The sequence below is a fragment of the Neobacillus solisequens genome (genome assembly GCF_051233465.1).
Taxonomy (GTDB): Bacteria; Bacillota; Bacilli; order Bacillales; family Cytobacillaceae; genus Neobacillus.
In genome coordinates this window covers 15387-36045 of record NZ_JBKFGJ010000007.1, presented here as the reverse complement: position 1 = coordinate 36045, position 20659 = coordinate 15387, and the positions used below count along the sequence as shown (strand labels likewise).

Genomic DNA, 20659 nt, shown 5'->3' with positions numbered 1-20659 from the left:
CCGCAGTGTGAAAAGAGGAATATAGAAGGTTTCTACGTTCCTGAGAAAGCAGTAGCAGTGTGAAAAGAGGAATATAGAGGGTCTCTACGTTCCCGAAAAAGCAGCCGCAGTGTGAAAAGGAGGAATATAGAGGGTCTCTACGTTCCTGAAAAAGCAGTTGAAAAAAAACATAGTAGATTAAATTACTTTTAAAAAAAGTAATGCGAGAAGGAAGACTGCAGAGCCATAATTCCCCCTAAGATAACATCTGAAAAACATTAAACGTCTTCTAAAATTAAATTTTTTTAAAAAACTATTGCCATAAACATAGGATCCATGATATTATAAAAAACGTCGCCACGATAGGGCGGCAAAAATAGTACGAGCCATTAGCTCAGTTGGTAGAGCATCTGACTTTTAATCAGAGGGTCGAAGGTTCGAGTCCTTCATGGCTCACCATTTTCATAAAAATGGCCCCTTGGTCAAGCGGTTAAGACACCGCCCTTTCACGGCGGTAACACGGGTTCGAATCCCGTAGGGGTCATCGGCATTTGATGGTCGGCAAGTAGCCGGCAAGGACGGCTTCCTTGCTGACTGTCATTAATTATTTGGTCTGGTAGTTCAGTTGGTTAGAATGCCTGCCTGTCACGCAGGAGGTCGCGGGTTCGAGTCCCGTCCAGACCGCCACTATACATAAAAGCAAAGATATGGCTCAGTAGCTCAGTCGGTAGAGCAAAGGACTGAAAATCCTTGTGTCGGCGGTTCGATTCCGTCCTGAGCCATCTAAAAAAGAAGCCCGTAAATTATGCAGGCTTCTTTTTTGCATCCGCCCCGTAACGCAGCTGTAATAAAACCTCCTTTTTTTTACAAACCACTGCTAAACTTGTCCTATTTTGTAATGTTGATTCCTATTACTCTAGTACTAGTGTGAACCTTGATATGATAAGGATTTTACCCTATTTATTTTGAATTTTTTAAGGATTTTATAACTAACAAATGTAACAAGAATGTAGGAAAATGTCAGCAATTATACATTTGTGTTACATTACAGCAACTAGTATTTATTTTGAAGAAAACTATGATAAATTATAAAAGGACTAAAATTCTGGATAATCCTAATATAGTAATTTTAATAGTTTAAGAGGGATATACCGTGGTTTAGGAGGAATAAATGTTTTTTTCAAATAAGGCTTCAAAGTCAAAAAAGTTTTTAATGCTGAAAACAACCGCTGCAACTGTATTAGCTGCATCTGTTGTTGCGTTCAGTAATGGACCGGTTGCTTTGGCAACTTCGTCCAAAACGACTACCATCTATCATGTTTATCTTAATGGTACATATATAGGAAATGTTACCGATAAAGAAGCAGTCAATCAAGTTGTATCTGAAAAAGTAAATTCAATGAAAAAATCCTTAAATGGGTTGGATTTCAATTTTGGATCGCAGGTACAATTTGTACCTGAGCGAGTTTTCCAAACTGCTGTTAATAACCAAGAAACTTTGCAAACGCTTAAAAATACACTTGAGTTAAAGGCTGAGGCAGCCGCTATTGTTATTGACGGCAAGCCGGTGGTATATGTGGATAGTAAAAAGACAGCTGATGATGTCATTCATAAGTTAGAATTACAATATGTTACGGAAGATCAATTACATGAGTTAGAAGCCAAAAAGTCAAATGATGCTGCAGATTTAACACCGCTGCAAGAAAATCAAACTCGTTTGTTAGATGTCCATCTATCTAAAGAGGTTTCGATTGAAGAAAATAATGTAGCGCCAGACAAAATTCTTTCACTTGATGAAGCAGTCACTTATTTACAAAAAGGGACACTTGAACAAAAGGCATATACCGTTAAGGAAGGCGATGTGCTTGAAACGATTGCTTCTCAAAATGGATTAACCGTAGATAAAATCTTAACGCTAAATCCTGGTTTAACAGCAGACAGCCTGTTACACATTGGCCAACAATTAAATATTACCATTCTAACTCCATATGTTGATGTGATTGTAGAAAAAGAGGTTAACCAACGTGAAGGTCTTCCGTTCGCCCAACAAGTGGTTGAAGATGCATCTATGCCTAAGGGTGAAACAAGAGTCCAACAGGAAGGACAAAATGGGGAGCGTTTGGCAACTTACAAAATTTCTGAACAAAATGGGATGACCATAAAGAAGGATCAAACTTCGGAACAAATCATAAAACAGCCTGTTAATAATATTATTATAAAAGGTACAAAAGAGGTACCGTCTCGCGGGGAAGGGAACTTTGCCTGGCCGACAGTTGGCGGTTATGTTTCCAGTGAAATGGGCTATCGCTGGGGAAAAATGCATAAGGGAATTGATATTGCGCGCCCTAGCAACAAAGCCATTCTAGCAGCTGATAACGGTGTTGTTGTTTCTGCAGGATTTACGAGTGATGGATATGGTAATAAGGTGATCATTGATCATGGAAATGGATTTCGTACCTTATATGGTCATATGTCCTCTTTAAATGTCCACGTTGGACAGACGGTTTCAAAGGGTTCACAGATTGGAATTATGGGAGCAACCGGGGATGCTACAGGCGTCCACTTACACTTTGAAGTGTATAAGAACGGTAGCCTGGAAAACCCACGTTCCTATTTACGATAAAATAAAGTCCCTAGTTTTTACGACTAGGGGCTTTTTTGCCTTTTCTAGATGACAAATACTTGAAATAGGTGAATTTCGACGTGAACAGTGGTAAAGTAAAATAGAATAGGTATGACCTCTAGCGGCTTCTGAATTAAATTTTTTGAAAAAGGAGCAATGGTATGGAAAAGAAAATTCTTGTAGTTGATGATGAAAAGCCAATTGCTGATATCTTACAGTTTAATCTAAAAAAAGAAGGCTACGATGTTTATTGTGCCTATGATGGGAACGAAGCATTGCGTTTGGTAGAAGAGATTCAGCCTGATTTAATTTTATTAGATATTATGCTTCCTTTAAAAGATGGCATGGAAGTGTGCCGGGAAGTTAGGAAAAAATATGAAATGCCGATTATTATGTTGACGGCAAAGGATTCAGAAATTGATAAGGTCCTTGGGCTTGAATTGGGCGCTGATGATTATGTAACGAAGCCATTCAGTACAAGAGAATTAATTGCTAGAGTAAAGGCAAATTTGCGCCGCCACCAGCAAATCACTACACAACCGGATGAAGAGAATGATACCAATGAGGTTGAAATTGGTTCGCTTGTTATTCATCCAGATGCTTATATCGTTTCCAAGCGTGGTGAAACCATTGAGTTGACACACCGCGAATTTGAATTGTTATATTATTTGGCCAAGCATATCGGTCAGGTGATGACCAGAGAACATTTATTGCAAACAGTGTGGGGCTACGATTATTACGGAGATGTTCGAACAGTGGATGTAACTGTCAGACGGCTTCGAGAGAAAATTGAGGATAGTCCAAGCCATCCCGCATGGATTGTAACACGTCGCGGGGTAGGATATTATTTGCGAAATCCTGAACAGGAGTAATTTTTTAAAATGAAAAAAGTTGGTTTCTTTCGCTCCATACACGTTAAATTTGTCATTATATATGTCCTGCTTCTTCTTGTTGCGATGCAAATTATCGGTGTTTATTTTGTCAGACAGTTGGAAGAAACGTTAAGGACCAATTTTCAAACTTCGTTAAAAGAACGTGTGAACTTGTTAGCTTACAATGTTCGGGAGGAAATGGAGAAGCAAAGAGCACCCGAGGACCCTTCACTTGAGGAGGATATAAAAAAAATCCTTAGAGATTTTGATGCCGGCGATATTTCTGAAGTAAGGGTGATTGAAAATCGTTCCCTTAAAATTTTAGGCACTTCATTGCCTGGAAATCAGGCAATGGTTGGACAACGGACAACAGAATTGAGAATCAAACAATCTATGGTGTTGGAAGAAGACCAAAGTGCGATTCTAATTGACCCACAAACCGGTCATCGAACCTGGGTCCTCTCCACCCCAATAAAGTCCGGCAAAAAAGTGATTGGTGCCATTTATCTTGTCGCAAAGGTTGAAAGTGTTTTTGAACAAATGAAAACGATCAATCGAATATTTGCAACGGGGACGGCTATTGCGCTCTCGATTACTGCTTTATTGGGAATTTTACTGGCTCAAACGATTACAAGACCGATTGCCGACATGAAGAAACAGGCAATGGCTATGGCAAAGGGAAACTTCTCGCGTAAGGTTAAAGTCTATGGGAATGACGAAATCGGAACGCTTGCTGTTGCGTTTAACAATTTAACGAAAAAGCTGCAGGAAGCTCAAGCAATGACCGAAGGAGAACGCAGAAAGCTCTCCTCTGTTCTTTCCTATATGACTGACGGCGTAATTGCAACGGACCGAAGAGGCCGAGTCATTTTGATCAATGAGCCTGCTGCTGAAATGTTGAATGTTTCACGTGAAACAGTCCTGTCCCAACCGATTGTTTCGCTGCTTGATTTAGATGATACCAATACATTTGAAGACCTTTTGGAAGAGTCTGATTCATTAATTTTGGATTATAGTACGAAGAAGGAAAAATACATTCTTCGCGCTAATTTTTCTGTCATCCAAAAAGAAACTGGCTTTGTCAATGGCCTTATTTGTGTCCTTCATGATATTACCGAACAGGAAAAGGTGGATGCAGAACGGAGAGAATTTGTCGCAAATGTTTCCCATGAATTGCGAACTCCATTGACAACGATGCGCAGTTATCTTGAGGCACTAGTCGATGGAGCCTGGAAGGATGAAGAAATCGCTCCGAACTTTTTAGATGTCACGAGAACAGAAACCGAGCGAATGATCCGTCTCGTTAACGACTTATTGACACTCTCAAAAATGGATAGTACCGATTATCGAATGAAGGTGGAATGGGTTAATTTTGTTGATTTTTATCATCGAATTATTGACCGCTTTGAGGTCGCAAAAGAACAAAATGTAACGTTTAAACGGGTGTTACCGGATGATGTGATTTTTGTTGAAATCGATGAGGATAAAATGACTCAAGTTCTCTACAATATTATTTCTAATGCCTTGAAATATTCACCTGAGGGCGGAACTGTTACATTTTCAATTGAAATAAAAGAAAGAGTTATATTTGTCAGTGTTTCGGACCAAGGAGTGGGAATTCCAAAAGAGAGCGTGGGAAAAATATTTGACCGTTTTTATCGAGTTGATAAAGCACGGGCGAGAAAAATGGGTGGAACAGGTTTAGGTCTGGCAATTGCCAAGGAAATTATTCATGCCCATGGAGGGAACATTTGGGCAACTAGCGAAGAGGGAAAAGGCACGACCATTTCTTTTGCTTTGCCATATGAGCCTACTGAAGAGGATGAATGGTCATGAAATATGAAAATAGCAAATCGATTATTTTAACCATTTTGGTGCTCATCAGCATCTTTTTGACATGGAACCTTTGGACCTATCAGCCTAATTATGAAGAACTGGATAGCAGCCCGAATGTGGCTGAAGTTACGTTAAGTGAAAAGCAGGAAGTACAAAAAATAATCCGTCCTGATCGTGTACTTTATCATGTTAAGGATGAGCACTATGGTACGAATAATACCGATGAACTGGACAAGCTTGTCAGAGAAATGAGCAAGTGGTCCTTTATGGATGTGAAAAATTATACTGATAAAGTAGGTAAGCTGAATGATATTTCACATGAAGCAGGAAATGTTGAGATTATGTTTCCCGGAGAGGTTCCCATTGAATTATATCGGAGTGTCTTAAAGATTGAACAAAAGAAGATACCTGCCTTTAACTTTAATCGGATTATTATTAATGTTGCCCTTTCCGGAAATGAAAATGGAATTGTTTATTTTATTTCCACAGAAAATCAGCAGGTGTATATGAGTCATATATCGGCAGCAAATATTAGTGCTTTAAATCGTGATTTTTTCAAAAATGCAACTCGGCTTCCGAAGTATTTTGCTTATAATGCATCCAGTAATCGAACGATTTTCCTGCCTGAGGAAGAAACAGAAATGATGACCTATAAGTATTTGCCAAAAACTCTTAATTCTGAGGAATTTAAAGAGGCTCTTTTCAGTGACCCAAGCTTTGTTCAAAAAAGTCTTCTGCCTCAAGGTGAAGAATATAATAACGACTCTAGTAAAATGACGATTAACTACAATACGAATATGCTCTCTTATGTCAACCCGACGGCAGATGATGATTATATAGACAGTTCCTATGGCCTTGTAAAAAGGAGTATTGATTTTGTCAATGAGCACGGAGGTTGGACGGATCCATTTCGTTATGTGTCTAAGAACGATTACCATAGTAACGTGATATTCCGTCTATATACCAATGACGGCTATCCGGTCTTTAATCCTAACGGTCTTTCTGAAATAGCAGAGGTTTGGGGAAGGAATGAAATTAGCAGTTACGTCCGTCCCAACATAGAGCTAGAGCTACGACTTACCGCTGAAATGCAAAAAGTGTCACGCCCCTCTGGCCATGATGCCTTGAAATTCTTGCAAAATAAGAAGAACTTTAAGCCTGAGTTGCTGGAAGATTTAGTGTTAGGTTATCGAATGGGAGTGGATTCGCAAGAAAGCAAAGTAATCCTCTTAGAACCGGCCTGGTTCTATCGCTATGATAAAACATGGGGACAGATTACGATGGAAGATCTGGGGGGATTAAAGCATGGATTGGAGTAAGATAAAAACCATTTTTATCCTTACGTTTTTAATTTTAGATGTGTATTTGCTGTTTCAATTCATGAAAATCCGTGATGCCAATAAGTATGAAGTGATAACAGAAACCTCCTTAGAGGAAAAATTGAAAAATGATGAAATTCAATATATAGACCTACCTAAAACACAGATTAAAGCACAATACTTAAGTGCAAAAGCAAAGGTCTTTTCTAAGTCAGACTTAGCCAAGGTAAAGGGAGAAGTCATTACTAAGGATGATGGGACAACCCTGCTCGTTACGTTAGAAAAGCCCTATCAGATTAGTGAAAAATTTGAGCCGGCGGAGCTGACTAATTTTCTAAAGGGCAATGTGCCTTATGGCGATCATTATCAGTATTGGGAGAAAAGTGATAAAAAGAACACGATCACGTATTATCAGCATTATGAAAATTTCCCTTTATTTAAAAATATTAGCGGGATGATTACTTTTACATTAAATGCTGATCATCAAATCGTTTCCTATCAACAAACCTATTTAGATGAAGTTCAAAAATTGGCATCCAAAGAAGAAATCCTTCCTCCATTGAAGGCTATTGAAACCTTGTACCAAAAGGGTGAACTTAAACCAAAAAGCAAAATAACCAAGGTGGAGCTTGGCTATTCGACCTTGATTAAGTTATCAGCATCTAAAGTGCTGGCACCAACCTGGCACTTTGTGGTGAACGATAAGGATGACCTTTTTGTTAACGCCTTTGAGGGCCAAATTATCCAATTTAACAGTGATGAAAAAATAAGTGTGGAGTGAATAGAATGTCATTACGATATAGTATCCTGGCAAGTGGGAGTACAGGGAATGCTCTTTATGTAGAATCAGACGAACACTCCTTTTTAGTCGATGCCGGGTTTAGCGGAAAGCAAATGGAACTGCTTTTTCAACAAATTGACCGTGATATCAGTAAGCTGTCAGGCATTTTTGTCACCCACGAGCACAGCGATCATATTAAAGGGGTAGGAATTCTTGCCCGTAAATACAAATTGCCCGTGTTTGCAAATGAAAAAACATGGCATGCGATGGAAAACTTAGTGGGTGCCGTTCCCACTGAGCAAAAATTCGTTTTTAATACGGAAACGGTGAAGAGCTTCGGATCGGTGGAGATTGAATCCTTTGGCGTTTCTCATGACGCAGCTGAGCCAATGTTTTATGTCTTCCATCATGCGGGAAAAAAGCTGGTCTTGATTACAGATACAGGTTATGTGAGCGATCGAATGAAAGGAATTATTTCAAACGCGGATGTATACGTGTTTGAATCCAATCATGATGTCCAAATGCTGAGGATGGGAAGATACCCTTGGAACATCAAACGAAGAATTTTAAGCGATGTCGGCCATGTTTCTAATGAAGATGCGGCATTAGCCATGAGTGATGTCGTTGGAGACAATACGAAACGAATCTATCTTGCGCACTTGAGTCTTGATAATAATATGAAAGACTTGGCGCGCATGGCCGTATCACAAACCCTTCAAAGCCGAGGGATAATGGTTGGAGAGCAATTTGATCTCTGTGATACAGATCCTAAAATACCAACGATCCTAACAGCCGTATAAATATGTAAGTGAGGCGCTCTTTTACTAGAGTGCCTCACTTTTTTATGAAAAAAATATGAATAAAGTTGGAACATTTATAGAATAGTCTCACTTATTTTTTTAATTATTTGTAAATAGAGTATAATTGAAAATATAAGCCAAAATAAAACGTAGCAATGGTTTTAAAAGAGAGGATTGGTGTAAATTGGGTTACTATGACGATCATTCACCGAATCGCTATCGAGATCAAAAGGGCAATAGAGGCGGAGTCTTAATGGGTGGCTTAGTTGGGGGCATTATTGGAGCTATCCTTATGGTCATTGCGATCCCGTCCTTATCCAACAGCGGTGTACTTCCCTATAAAACAGAACCTAATCAAAGTGCTGCACCAGAGGTAAATAACAATACAGATACTACTAAACAAAATGTTGTTCAAAAACAAGTTTCGTATAACGTAAAAACCGATACAACTTCAGCCATCAATAATGTGGCAGATGCGGTTGTCGGCATTACGAACATTCAAGCTGCACGTTCCAGCTTTTGGTCCGATAACAACCAGGGTTCTGGAGAAGAAGAAGCAGGAACAGGATCAGGTGTTATTTATAAAACTTCAGGCAATCATGCTTTCGTTGTAACCAATCACCACGTCGTAGAAGGAGCTACTAGACTAGAGGTCAGTCTTTCAGATGGAACAAAGATCCCGGCGACCCTTCTTGGCAGTGATGTCTGGACAGATTTAGCCGTTCTTGAGGTGGATGCCAGCAAGATTAAAAAAGTAGCGGAATTTGGTGATTCTGACAGCTTAAAAACGGGTGAACCCGTTATTGCAATTGGCAACCCGCTTGGACCTACTTTCTCCGGTTCTGTTACCCAAGGAATCATCTCCGGTCTGAAACGGACTATTCCTGTTGATATTGACCAAGATGGAGTGGTTGATTGGCAATCAGAAGTGCTGCAAACGGATGCAGCCATTAATCCTGGCAATAGCGGCGGAGCCTTAATCAATTTGGCTGGACAAGTAATCGGCATTAATTCCATGAAAATTGCTCAAGAGGCAGTTGAGGGAATTGGTCTCTCGATTCCGATTAATTCCGCGAAACCTATTATTAATGACCTTGAGAAGTACGGTACGGTTAAGCGTCCGTATATGGGAGTAGATTTAAAATCAGTTGAAGAAATTCCGCAATATTATCAGCAGGAAGCATTAAAGCTCCCTAGTAATGTTACAAAAGGCGTAGCCATTCGCCAAGTAGTAACAGGTTCACCTGCTGCCTTGGCAGGATTAAAGGAACTAGATGTCATTGTGGATATGGACGGACAGAAAATCAATGATGTAATAGATCTAAGAAAGCATTTATACCAAGAAAAGAAAATTGGGGATAAAATGAAGATTAAATTTTATCGAGATGGCAAGCTGAAAGAGACCAGTTTGACTCTTACTGGGGATAAAGTTCAATAGTAAAAGGCAAAACAGGAAGGTATCCAGTTACTTTCCTGTTTTTTTAATGGTATGATGGATAGAGTTTGCGAAGAATGACTGGTAAAATAATAGTCAAAACTAGTATAAAAATGATAGTAGAAGGTGAAGAAACTTGATTTATTGCTGTGAAGAACACGTGGAACTTGCTTTAGATGTCATTGTACATGAACATGAAACATTTCCCGTATTGGAAAAAGTAGATGTGGATAACTTATCAACAAGCTGTGAATATTGTCGAAATAACGCAGTATATGTTGTGGCGAACAAATGATTCCATACAAAATGTGGACAAAAAATGTGAATATGTGGATAACTTCTGTGGATATCTTGTTCGTAAGCTGTTTGTAATCAAATTTTAAAGGGCTGTGGATTGTGAATATCTCAATAATTACGGTTGGTAAATTAAAAGAAAAGTATTTAAAGCAAGGCATTGATGAGTATTTAAAAAGATTAACTGCATATGCAAAGGTGGAGATGATTGAGGTCGCGGATGAGAAGGCACCGGAAGAACTTAGTGAAGCGGAAATGCTGCAGGTAAAGCAAAAAGAGGGTGAACGGATTCTATCTAAGATTAGTTCGGATGCTCATGTCATTGCACTAGCGATCCAAGGAAAAATGCAATCCTCCGAGGAATTGGCCGATACCCTAGATAAACTTGCTACATATGGAAAAAGTAAAGTAGCCTTTGTGATCGGCGGATCTTTGGGGCTGAGTGAGGAAGTACTGAAGCGGTCAAATGAACAGCTTTCTTTTTCGCGAATGACCTTTCCTCATCAGCTGATGAGATTGATTTTGGTGGAGCAGGTTTATCGGGCTTTTCGGATTAATAAGAATGAACCGTATCATAAGTAAATGAAGTTTTCTATTAGAAGGGTTGGAAAATTATAAGTTGAAAAAATCAGGCGAATTTCTCACCTGATTTTTTATTGTACAATTGAGTTATGAAACAAAGCCTTCTTTTTCCTTTTCCATTCAACAAAAAGGAGATTTAAAGCAATTGAAAGGTAAACGGCTATCGGAAAACTGTTGGATGCATCCAAAAAAGCAGAGAATGGAATAACAGCAATTCTAAAGGTAACAAAAACCCATGTGATGGCATAACTACGTAAAATCCAAGTTTTATGTGAGGGTATTCTATTCTGGAATCCCCGAAGGACTCCCATAGCTGTTGTCACAAGCCAAAAGGCATTCAATACGAGGAAGGCAATCATAGTTGGCCTGCCGCCTGTAGAAAAAAGAGAAATGTAGGGTACCAGCAATACATTAATAAAAATGGTAAACCCATAAATTTTTCCTAAATTCCGATGTAGCTTTGGGTTTTTACGGCTCATTTTAGTCAATTGGAACGGACCAATTGCCAGTGCGATTGTACCAAGGATAATATGAGGATAGAAAAAAGCTTCCCAAATAGGCAAATTAAAGTTTTCGCCCTCCATTTTTCCTTTCACCATCGGTGCGTTTTCGGTCCCAATTACAAAAAACATCACGAATATATAAGCGCTGAATAGTAGAACTGTAACATAAAGTCCAATTACAGCAGGATTTACTATTTTGCTTTTTTTCACCAGCATATTCCTCCTAATAATCTATATTCTTATGATCTTTTCGAAACATAGGTAAGGCACTTTTCTTAATGGAAATCTGATAGACCCTCTTTTTTGATAACCAGCTTTTTCATACATCCCAATAGCCGAACGGTTTTGGGAATACACATCCAATCGAATACTGGTATGGCCTTTTTCCAAAGCATATTCTTCAGCAAAGTTTAGCAGCCTTTTTCCTATTCCTTTACCTTGGTGGCAAGGATGGACAGCTAATCGATGAATAATTAATGGCCTGCCTGTATAATCTTCCCATTGAAGTTTCAAATACTGTTTGCTTTCGTTCGTATCGAGAACAATGGCACCAATCAGGTGATTTTCCATTTTTATTCCAAAAAAAGTTCCGTTTTTTAAGTCCTTTTTCATAACAAAACTGTTGGGGTAGAAACGATCCCATTGATCTATACCCTTTCTTCTTAAATCAGAAGTGACTTCAGTATACAATTGATTCACTTCGGGTAATTCTTGTAATCGAATTGCTACGAATTCCATGATCATCACCTCTTGCTCTATAAAATAAACCGACAGTCGGTTTGTTTAAGAAACGGGAGAATCCTTATTCGGATTTTGCCCAACATACTTTATTTTTTAATCGAATAATCTATGAAAGTGTTCTGATAAGTAATTTAAAAATATCACTTGTTGCTACTTGTTCATCTTCAGAGGAGGAAAGGATTTGCGTTACCCTAAGGCCATAGGAAAAAGTCATAAATAAGGTGGCCATTTTCTCTGCATCGATATTTGGGGGGATCACACCATTTTGTTGCCCCAACTCAATCCATTGAACACCTGTTGCCTTACTATATTGGTAAACACTTTTTAAAATGCTTTTCACTTTTTCATCATCCTGGCTTAACAGGTATACGAATATTAGATTCCCTACATCATTTGAATTCTGTCGGGAATGGAAATATTGAGTGGCCATGCCAAACCGTCCCGCATCTGGGGCAGTTTCCATAGATTGAGTAATTAACTGATTAAATTTTTCATTCATTTGTTCTATTTTGGTTTTTAAAATAAGTCCATACAATTCATCTTTGCTAGCAACATAATGATAAATAGCCCCTTTGGAAAGACCTGTTCTTTCAATAATGTCTTTGAGTGTCGTATTCCTGCAGCCTTTTTCCAGAATAAGTTCCTCTGTTGTTATTAAGATATTCTGAAAGCTTAGATTTTCATGAGAAGTTGGATTAGACATTTTTTGTACCTTCCTTATTAAATTACTTGATGTATCATTTTTCATTTATTAATAAATCTAGGCGGGTTTTTGCGTATCTGCGATAGATGACCGTCCATAAAATTGTGACCCCGAGCACACTGTAGAAAATAATTTGTGAAACTGCTAAGAAAGCAGAAATCGAGAGTTCATACACAAGTATCGTTTTAATGACTGCCTCCGCTAATAGGGCAATTCCCCACACAGCTGTCATTAAGCGGATGACGAAGCGAAAATAGGAGAACTCCCAGTTATTCGCAAACTTGCTTTTCTGATCTGACTCATCATTAGAACTGAATCTAATCGCAAAATGATAAATGAGCGGTTTGGAATAGAAGAGGGAACCAATAAAGATAAGGCCTAATATTCCCGTGACTAACGACTCTCTCATTAAAATCAATTTCTCGCTGCCGCCTAATAAAAACGCCAATAGACTAAGAATGAAGCCCGTAAGCATAAACAGTCCAAAAGCATCAAACTTTCTATATTTCACAATATGATATAGATTATCCAGCAGTGGGACTAGCGTTGCAAAGAGCAATGAAACAAAACTTGTGAAATAGTCTAGGAGTAAATTATAGACGACAACAGGTACGACTCCGTTTATTAAGATACTGACGATTAGGGATTGAATGACCTTTCTTTTAGAGGATAGGGTCAATTTTATCTCTCCTTACTTTCCTGTATTTATATCCCAATCATACAAACCGACCGTCGGTTTGTCAATCTGTTTCTTGAAAATTTTAACAAAAAAACTGCAAGGTATATTGGAGGCGACAACTTTACCAACATAACATGCAGTTTTTTTAATAAGTCTCATTTTGATTTTTGTAGTTTCTTTATTACCTTGTCACACCATTCTATATACATACGTTCATAAAGAATTCCATGCTCCACTACGTCCATACTTGAAGAAATTGGATCAAATTTCAAGTTAGGATCAAGCATATCTTTAAGTTCCTCCATTTTGTCTAAATAGATGGATAATTTTTTAATATGCAGATTCCTTGCCTCTTCGATTCGAATCAGCATCTTTTCTGGGTCGACTAACCATGTGTTATAAGCCTTAACAAGAAACTCATCCTTGATGGTAGCTAATTCTACAGGCTCAATTGTCCATTCAATCAATGACTCTTTTCCAACCTGAGTGATTTCGTATACCTTCCGAGGTGGACGATAAGAGTCGTGTTCTACCTCTTTAAGACGTATCAAACCCTCTTCCTCCATTTTCGATAACTCAGGATAAACTTGATTATTATTTGCTTTCCAAAATGCTCCCATTCTCGAATTCATTTGTTGTTTTATATCGTATCCAGTTAATGGCTCACGTGCCAGTAAGGTAAGCATTGCTTTTTGTATAGAGCTCATAAAAATATCACCTATTCATTAATAATTTACGACCTATATACTATATCTTGTTTAAAATGGATATTCAAGTATTTAACATAGGTTAATAGTAACATATGTTTTTATTGACATATAAATCCTAATTATGATACTTTTTACATGTGTTAAAATTAACCTATAGAATCATAAAGGAGAGATTATTGATGAAATTAATTTTCAATGATGACACTTTTTCTTTTGAACTGTTAAGAACGTTAAGTTACGCTCCATTCGGTGGAGCTGATATCGGTGAATGTCTTGCCACAGCGTATCGGATTAGAGAAGGGGATATGGAAAGTTGGTATACAGAATGGTATAAAACAGCTGAACGTGTTTTTGCATATGGTGAAGAAAGTTTGGAGCGTGGAAAATTAGTGAATGCAAAGGAAAATTATTTGCGTGCCTCTAACTACTACCGGACAGCGGAATTTTTCCTGCATGGAAATCAACAGGACCCACGTATATTGGATACATGGGGGAAAAGTCGTCATGCCTTTCACAAAGCCATTAAGTTACTAAATATTTCTGTTGAGAAAGTAGAAATTCCCTATGAAGATACCACTATCCCTGGTTATTTTTATAGTGTAGATCAAAAAGTTCGACCAACATTACTAGTACATGGTGGATTTGATTCAACAGGAGAGGAATTATATTTTGAAGTGGTGGTATCGGCCCTTGAACGAGGCTATAATTGTTTAACCTTTGAAGGACCAGGGCAAGGATCAGTGATACGTGAACAAAAAATTCCTTTTCGTTATGATTGGGAAAAGGTTGTCACACCTGTTGTCGATTATTTGGTAACAAGGTCAGAAGTTGATACGAAAAAAATAGCCCTATTAGGAATTAGTCTGGGTGGATATTTAGCACCACGTGCTGCTGCCTTTGAACACCGTTTAGCCGCATGTATCGCCAATGATGGATTATTTTCCAATCAATTCCGTGAAATGGGGAGGAAGTTTTACCAAGGTAGCGACGAGGAGTTTAATAAGCCAGCATTTATGGAGGAGTTCGTTCAATTTTTAATGAAACAAAGTACGAGTGTTCAATGGGCTATTGAAAATGGAATGTTTACCTATGGAGCTTCGTCGGTTATCGACCTTATTGAGAAAACAGATGCCATCACACTTGAGGGAGTGGCCGATAAGATAAAGTGCCCAACATTAGTTTGTGAGGCAGAAGCCGATCACTTTTTTGCCGGACAGCCAAAGATGCTTTATGATGCTTTAACCTGTCCAAAGACATTTTTGAGTTTTACTGCTGAAGATGGTGCAGAGGAACACTGTCAATTTGGGGCACTTGTTTACTTTAATCAACGAATGTTTGAATGGTTAGATGAGACATTGAATATAGAAAGTGGCTTGAATAATCAAAACACTATTTCTGCTTTATAAAAAAAGTTACTAATCCTTTTGTGGAGACTGGACAATCTAAGAAAATATAAAAAAACTACAATCTTAGATAACGACGAAATGGTGGTTGAAGGTTCGCTTAATCTTTTGAACAACTCCCACAAGTTGAGAGAGCATAATTAACTTCAATCGATAAAAAAGTGATGTTAAAGGAACTGGCTGTTGAACTTAAGAACATGACCAATTCAAGAGTGATAAAAAATACGATTGAAAAGTATTTAAGTTACAGATTTTAAAAGAACAAGGGCTTAATGGTTAGGAGAAATGAAAAAACCTCATTTAGATTCGTCACTGTGAACCGTATCATAAGTAAATGAGGATTAGGTTTTACCAAATAAAAATTATTAGACAGGATAATATAAATTGTTTAAATATAATGGAGTGAGCAATTGGCTCACTCCATTATTATAATTAATTAACAAATTTATGCCTTCAAGTTTATATTTAACTATTATTCTTCTACTAAATAATGATAAATATCATACTGCACAGGCTGTTCTAGTACTAAATTCATTGTAACGACTGATAGATGATTTCCTTTTCCATCAGGCATGGTTTCATTTCTTATACTATCTTCGGCAATGTCCACTTGGCCCAGGTAATAAAAATCTGTGCCCTCGCCGTCATCTTTTTTCGTAAATAGATGAATTTTCATTCCTGACTCTTTATAGGATGTGATGTTCTTTACTTCAATGGAACCCAGTGTTAAACGATTACGAGTGAACCATCTGAATAGCTCGGGTGATAAAAATTCATCTCCATAAGCTTGACTTGTTTCAACTTCATCCTTTTTATGGTACGTAACAAAGATTGGACAAGTGTTATGTTTTGCTCGGTACCCATAAATGGTTGATGCATCATCATGCGGCCAGTTTAATAATCGACAAGCATCTCTACGGGAATATTTCTCAAATAACGTCAATGCTTTTGTTTTATCATATTTTTCATTTTTTAAATAAGCGCATTTTACAATATCCTCAATATAACTTTTAAAATTTGAATCTCTCAAACTCTCTTGAATTTCCACATTAAATTGATAGTGTTCATCAACGACTTCGATAATTGGCCTAAATTTATATTTTTTCACATCATTTTGAACATGGAATCTTAGTGAGAACATGTTTTCAACGGATTGAATTGTTGCATCGTCTACATAGGTACCGAATTCTTTTAACTTTTGAATGAATGATTTTCTAGAAATTGATTCATAGGTAAGTAGCGTTTCAATTAAAAGAATTTCGTGTATGCGCTTTCCACTCAAAAACTCTTTTGAAAACATTTCTAAAACAGATTGTTCATATTCAGTGAGAGAAGTAATTGACTCTTTCATTTTCAATTTAAAATTATAGTATGTATCTGAATAACCTACGATTACTTCAGGGTCGATTGAGTTTTGCTCAATAAAGTCAAAGAGGGTAGGAATTCGACCTAAACGATTTTTCATTTCTGAATAAGCATCCCGTAATGTTTTTAATGTCGATAAATTAGTATTGTTAATAGCATCAAAAATCTTCTTTTTGGCAATTTCCTCAAAGTTTATCGTGGACACGCCTTGTATATAGTCTGTATTTACAGTTTTTCGGCGGACGTTATCTTTGTTCATGGTTTGGTCACCAGAAAGGGCAATTGGAATTAGATAGTTATTTTTATAGTTTCCGATAAAATCAATAATTGCCACATATTCTTTAGAATCGTGTTTACGCAGACCGCGACCAAGCTGTTGTATAAAGATAATGCTCGATTGGGTTTGGCGGAGCATTACGATTTGATTTAAGAATGGAATATCAATTCCTTCGTTAAAAATATCAACCGTTAAAATGTATTCGAGTTCTCCATTATACAATTTGCGAATTGCTTCTTCGCGTTCTTCTTGTGAGTTGTCACCAGTTAATCCAATCGTTTTTAAACCTTTATGGTTTAAAGCAGTTGAAAGTTCATGAACTTCCTCCTTTGAACTACAAAACATTAATCCCCGACAACAATCACCTGAATATCCATAGTAATTAATCTTCTCAATAATGTGTTTTACACGTTCAGAGGATACTAATTTCCGAAGTTCTGTTGCATCATCAATGGTTTCTCCATCTTTTTCATAGTCTAAAACACCAAAATAATGGAATGGGCAGAGCATTTCTTCTTCAAGGGCTGCTTGTAGGCGGATTTCATACGCGATATTGTAATCAAACAACTCATAAATGTTGAATCTGTCAGTTCGTTCAGGTGTTGCGGTCATACCAAGTAAAAACTGCGGATTAAAGTAATTAATAATTTTCAAATAAGTTTCAGCACCTGCTTTATGTACTTCATCTATCAACACATAATCAAACTGATCCTTCGCAAATTGCTGAAGGTAGCCATCTCTTGAAATTGTTTGGATCGTTGCAAATAAGTATTTAGCATGAATATCTTTTGAGGTACCGGAAAGAATGCCGAAATCATCTTCATGCCCACCGAGAATTCTTCGATAATCTTGCATCGCTTTCTTTAAGATTTGTTCACGGTGAACAATAAATAGCATTTTGCCAGGAGCAAAGTTTCGAACATCAAAAGCAGATAAATACGTTTTACCTGTACCTGTTGCAGAGATAATTAATCCTTTTTTAGCGCCTGTTGCACGAAGTGCCTTCAATTGTTCGAGCGCAGTCTTCTGCATTTTATTTGGTTGAATTGCTAAGCTATCAGCAAGAGCATTTGTTAAATATTCAGCATTTATTTCAAGCGCATTCGAAGAAGTATTCTTAACAAAAGGTTGTAGATCAAAAAGTTGTTTGTAATTAGCAATCCATTCTTCCTTTAAAGGAATTGCTTCATCCCAAGCATCTTCAAATTGATTTTTAAAATGGTTAATAATTTCTCCATTTTCTAATGAAGTTAAAAATACATTCCATTCATAGTTTGCTTTTAATGCACTGTCTGTTAAATTAGAGCTTCCGACAATCAATGAGTAGAAGTCTTGATGTTCAAAAATATATCCTTTTGAATGAAACCCCTTTTCACTAGTTACGCGGACTTCAACATTATCAAGTTTTAGAAGCTCTTTAAACATTTTCGGCTGATTAAAATTTAGAAATGTTGAAGTTAAAATGCGCCCATTTATCCCTTTTTGATTTAGGTCGTAAAGCATTGTTTTTAAGGTTGCTAAACCACCTTCAGTAATAAAGGCGACAGAAAAGATAAATGTTTTACATGTTTTTAATTCTTGAAGTAATGTAGATAGGACAGTTTCATGATGTTTGTTTGTTAAAAGTTTGGGTTTAAATTGAGTAGAGACTGGTTTGTTTTGATCGATAAATCCTTTGTATAGGGAGTTTTCGATTTTTCGAATAAGTTGCTGCTGCTCCATTTTAATTCACATCATTTCCTTCGAATTCTCATATTTCTTCCTTCGCAATCTTCTTCACCGCAGGGATATCTGCAGGGGCGAAATTCAGTTTTGTAATTTCGTCCCGTGTAACCCATTTCGTAGCAGCATGTTCTAATGCTTTAGGTTGTCCATTTATTAGTTCTGCTTTGAAGGTTTCAAGTCGTACAATTACGTTTTCATATTCATACACTGTATCTTCTACTTTTGAACCTACTTTAATCGAGCAGGAAAATTCCTCTTGAATTTCACGTTCTAACGCTTGTTCAGGTGTTTCTCCATCTTCTATTTTACCACCTGGGAATTCCCAATAATTTGCCAAGGACATTTCTGGGCTTCTTAACGCACAAAAGATTTCATATTTTTTATTTTCGATAATAGCACCAACGACGTGGACAGCTTTTTTCATAATAGATCCCCTTTATTCTATTTTTTAAACTAAGTTTAGCTTATTTTAGTAAAGGAGTTAAGTAAAGAAAATATAGTTAAAGAATTATTCGAGGTAGCCATATGGGGGAATTTGTCATAAAAAACCTCACTTTGTTCTAACACGGTGAACCGTACCACAAATGATAGTAAACCGGAAGTTTGTAATTATTGTATAAGATGTTAGTACTATAAAATAGTCACCTAGTATATACGTTTAAGATATCCTGATATTTTTAAGGAAACAAGTTAAATAGCTATAACCATTCGAGCAAATTTCCAATAGGTGCGTTGATCTGTGTTGCAGCGGTTCGCCATGACAGAAAAAAGTATCTAGAAAACACAATGGTTGTATTGCTATTAAAAAAGTTATATGACATACCTTGGAATTCCTTTTGTAGACGCAATAAAGATTTGGTTGTCTTAAATAAGACCTCAATATCCCAACGCATTCTGTAGATTCGAGCTACAATGGCCGCATTCTTTAACATACTTGTTTCGATGGATAATACCGTATGTATTTATCACACTTGCATTCCCGTATTTTAAGAAAAAGCGGAAATAAAAAAGCTATTTATCGTATATAAAACGCAATTGAGCGCAAATTTTTGGGAAATGGATTGTTGTTCTGACAGTGGGGCTTGCAAATTTCTTTAGGTCATACAGCCAGCTCTAGAAGGGGATATGCAAACAACCATTTGGAGTATGGCTGGACCCATTATTTTCTCGGTTGTTACATGGTTAATGTATAGCAATTATGAAAAAAAAGTAAATGTTAAAGTTTGAAATTAATAATTTATTGGCAAAAAGACTTGCCAGCTATGATACATCGCATATTGGTGTGATGGACATTAGCACGGATATCAGATGGAACGCGCTCTAATGCCATAACAGCCACAGCCCCGGCTTCCTCTGCAATTTTAGCTTGCTCCGCATTGACAACGTCCATAATAACGCCGCCTTTTTGCATTTCTGCCATTCCACGTTTAACACGATCTGTTCCTGTTTCTATTCAAAAAGCCTCCTCGTATTTTTAACAATATTTCCCTATATCTTACGGAATCCAAGGGAATTGTTTTAATTCAGTTAGTATCTACATACGTAATTCCAATAAACAACAAAAGGGACTTCTGTCAAGGCATAACAGGTGCTCTAATTATGAGCAAAAATTGAATGAAATGGCTATAGGGTATGGATTACGAAAGTTTCGTAACATGTTTTTTATTGATATATAAAAATCCAGGGAAATATAACATGGTAATTCTTTCACTAATTAAAACATTAACATAATTACAATTTGAGTCTTAACATTCTTATTCTGCTAGTTGGTTTGGCAAATTAAAGTGAAATGCTAGACCGAAAAAACAAAGGAATGAATTCCTCTTTATACTGTTTCAAAATCTTATAATTGTATGTTTTCTAACGATTCGACGAGAAAAGAGAAAGCTTCATAAATTTACTGATTCCCTCGAATGTTCACAATTATAAAACTCATGAACATTTAATTACATTTTTTTTACTACTTTGTTAACAATCATATTTATTTAATAAACCAATCTTGTTTTGTATTGAATTTGTGATAGTATTTGAT

General features: G+C 37.0%; 17 protein-coding genes, 4 tRNA genes and 2 pseudogenes. 14 read left to right on the top strand and 9 right to left on the bottom strand.

Annotated features, from left to right (window positions below):
- Window positions 1-362 precede the first annotated feature (362 nt).
- The 13 genes from ACI3K6_RS09265 (at window position 363) to rlmH (ending at window position 10521) form a co-directional block, all read left to right on the top strand.
- A tRNA-Lys gene (locus ACI3K6_RS09265) sits at window positions 363-438 on the top strand.
- A 13-nt stretch (window positions 439-451) separates the two neighbouring features.
- Window positions 452-523: transfer RNA gene (locus tag ACI3K6_RS09260), tRNA-Glu, on the top strand.
- Window positions 524-589: 66 nt separating this feature from the next.
- Window positions 590-666, top strand: a tRNA-Asp gene (locus ACI3K6_RS09255).
- 22 nt (window positions 667-688) lie between these two features.
- A tRNA-Phe gene (locus tag ACI3K6_RS09250) sits at window positions 689-761 on the top strand.
- 389 nt (window positions 762-1150) lie between these two features.
- Complete coding sequence (locus ACI3K6_RS09245) at window positions 1151-2602, top strand: peptidoglycan DD-metalloendopeptidase family protein (RefSeq protein ID WP_435554581.1); 1452 nt, start codon at window positions 1151-1153, stop codon at window positions 2600-2602.
- A 161-nt stretch (window positions 2603-2763) separates the two neighbouring features.
- Entirely contained in the window at window positions 2764-3474 is a 711-nt protein-coding gene (gene yycF / locus ACI3K6_RS09240) for a response regulator YycF (protein WP_335479423.1), read from the top strand.
- A gap of 9 nt (window positions 3475-3483) precedes the next feature.
- The gene (walK, locus tag ACI3K6_RS09235; RefSeq protein ID WP_435554580.1) at window positions 3484-5310 is read left to right on the top strand and encodes a cell wall metabolism sensor histidine kinase WalK; all 1827 of its coding nucleotides are present in this window, start codon (window positions 3484-3486) and stop codon (window positions 5308-5310) included.
- Window positions 5307-6629: a YycH family regulatory protein gene (locus tag ACI3K6_RS09230; protein WP_435554579.1), complete on the top strand. Its 1323-nt coding sequence runs from the start codon at window positions 5307-5309 to the stop codon at window positions 6627-6629. Before walK ends, ACI3K6_RS09230 begins: the two co-directional genes overlap by 4 nt.
- Entirely contained in the window at window positions 6616-7410 is a 795-nt protein-coding gene (locus ACI3K6_RS09225) for a two-component system regulatory protein YycI (RefSeq protein ID WP_435554578.1), read from the top strand. Before ACI3K6_RS09230 ends, ACI3K6_RS09225 begins: the two co-directional genes overlap by 14 nt.
- A gap of 5 nt (window positions 7411-7415) precedes the next feature.
- Window positions 7416-8210, top strand: coding sequence for an MBL fold metallo-hydrolase (locus ACI3K6_RS09220; protein ID WP_335479415.1), 795 nt, complete (start codon window positions 7416-7418; stop codon window positions 8208-8210).
- Between the two features lie 184 nt (window positions 8211-8394).
- Window positions 8395-9648: a S1C family serine protease gene (locus tag ACI3K6_RS09215; RefSeq protein WP_435554577.1), complete on the top strand. Its 1254-nt coding sequence runs from the start codon at window positions 8395-8397 to the stop codon at window positions 9646-9648.
- A 133-nt stretch (window positions 9649-9781) separates the two neighbouring features.
- Window positions 9782-9940 carry a CxxH/CxxC protein gene (locus ACI3K6_RS09210; RefSeq protein ID WP_335479410.1) on the top strand — a complete coding sequence of 53 codons (159 nt, stop codon included), beginning with the start codon at window positions 9782-9784 and terminating at the stop codon, window positions 9938-9940.
- Between the two features lie 101 nt (window positions 9941-10041).
- Window positions 10042-10521 carry a 23S rRNA (pseudouridine(1915)-N(3))-methyltransferase RlmH gene (gene rlmH / locus ACI3K6_RS09205; protein WP_335479408.1) on the top strand — a complete coding sequence of 160 codons (480 nt, stop codon included), beginning with the start codon at window positions 10042-10044 and terminating at the stop codon, window positions 10519-10521.
- Window positions 10522-10592: 71 nt separating this feature from the next.
- Here rlmH and ACI3K6_RS09200 read toward each other — a convergent pair whose 3' ends face one another.
- From ACI3K6_RS09200 to ACI3K6_RS09180, 5 genes are all read right to left on the bottom strand, one after another.
- Window positions 10593-11234, bottom strand: coding sequence for a DUF2306 domain-containing protein (locus ACI3K6_RS09200; protein ID WP_435554576.1), 642 nt, complete (start codon window positions 11232-11234; stop codon window positions 10593-10595).
- A 21-nt stretch (window positions 11235-11255) separates the two neighbouring features.
- On the bottom strand, window positions 11256-11762 hold the full coding sequence (locus tag ACI3K6_RS09195) for a GNAT family N-acetyltransferase (RefSeq protein WP_435554575.1): 507 nt from the start codon (window positions 11760-11762) through the stop codon (window positions 11256-11258).
- A gap of 109 nt (window positions 11763-11871) precedes the next feature.
- On the bottom strand, window positions 11872-12468 hold the full coding sequence (locus tag ACI3K6_RS09190) for a TetR/AcrR family transcriptional regulator (RefSeq protein ID WP_435554574.1): 597 nt from the start codon (window positions 12466-12468) through the stop codon (window positions 11872-11874).
- A 34-nt stretch (window positions 12469-12502) separates the two neighbouring features.
- Window positions 12503-13147, bottom strand: a complete 645-nt coding sequence (locus ACI3K6_RS09185) for a VC0807 family protein (protein ID WP_435554573.1) — start codon at window positions 13145-13147, stop codon at window positions 12503-12505.
- Window positions 13148-13302: 155 nt separating this feature from the next.
- Window positions 13303-13854 (bottom strand): PadR family transcriptional regulator, encoded by a 552-nt coding sequence (locus ACI3K6_RS09180; protein WP_435554572.1) that lies wholly within the window; start codon window positions 13852-13854, stop codon window positions 13303-13305.
- Between the two features lie 182 nt (window positions 13855-14036).
- Here ACI3K6_RS09180 and ACI3K6_RS09175 point away from each other — a divergent pair, with 182 nt between their 5' ends.
- Window positions 14037-15263, top strand: a complete 1227-nt coding sequence (locus ACI3K6_RS09175; RefSeq protein WP_435554571.1) for an alpha/beta hydrolase family protein — start codon at window positions 14037-14039, stop codon at window positions 15261-15263.
- Window positions 15264-15732: 469 nt separating this feature from the next.
- On the opposite strand, the gene ACI3K6_RS09170 is transcribed toward ACI3K6_RS09175, so the two are convergent.
- From ACI3K6_RS09170 to ACI3K6_RS09155, 4 genes and pseudogenes are all read right to left on the bottom strand, one after another.
- Complete coding sequence (locus tag ACI3K6_RS09170; RefSeq protein WP_435554570.1) at window positions 15733-18624, bottom strand: DEAD/DEAH box helicase; 2892 nt, start codon at window positions 18622-18624, stop codon at window positions 15733-15735.
- A 28-nt stretch (window positions 18625-18652) separates the two neighbouring features.
- Complete coding sequence (locus ACI3K6_RS09165; RefSeq protein WP_435554569.1) at window positions 18653-19051, bottom strand: (deoxy)nucleoside triphosphate pyrophosphohydrolase; 399 nt, start codon at window positions 19049-19051, stop codon at window positions 18653-18655.
- A 302-nt stretch (window positions 19052-19353) separates the two neighbouring features.
- Window positions 19354-19538: pseudogene (locus tag ACI3K6_RS09160) on the bottom strand (IS4 family transposase); the annotation flags it as partial.
- Between the two features lie 383 nt (window positions 19539-19921).
- Window positions 19922-20080 (bottom strand): annotated as a pseudogene (locus tag ACI3K6_RS09155) (pyridoxal 5'-phosphate synthase lyase subunit PdxS); the annotation flags it as partial.
- Window positions 20081-20659 lie beyond the last annotated feature (579 nt).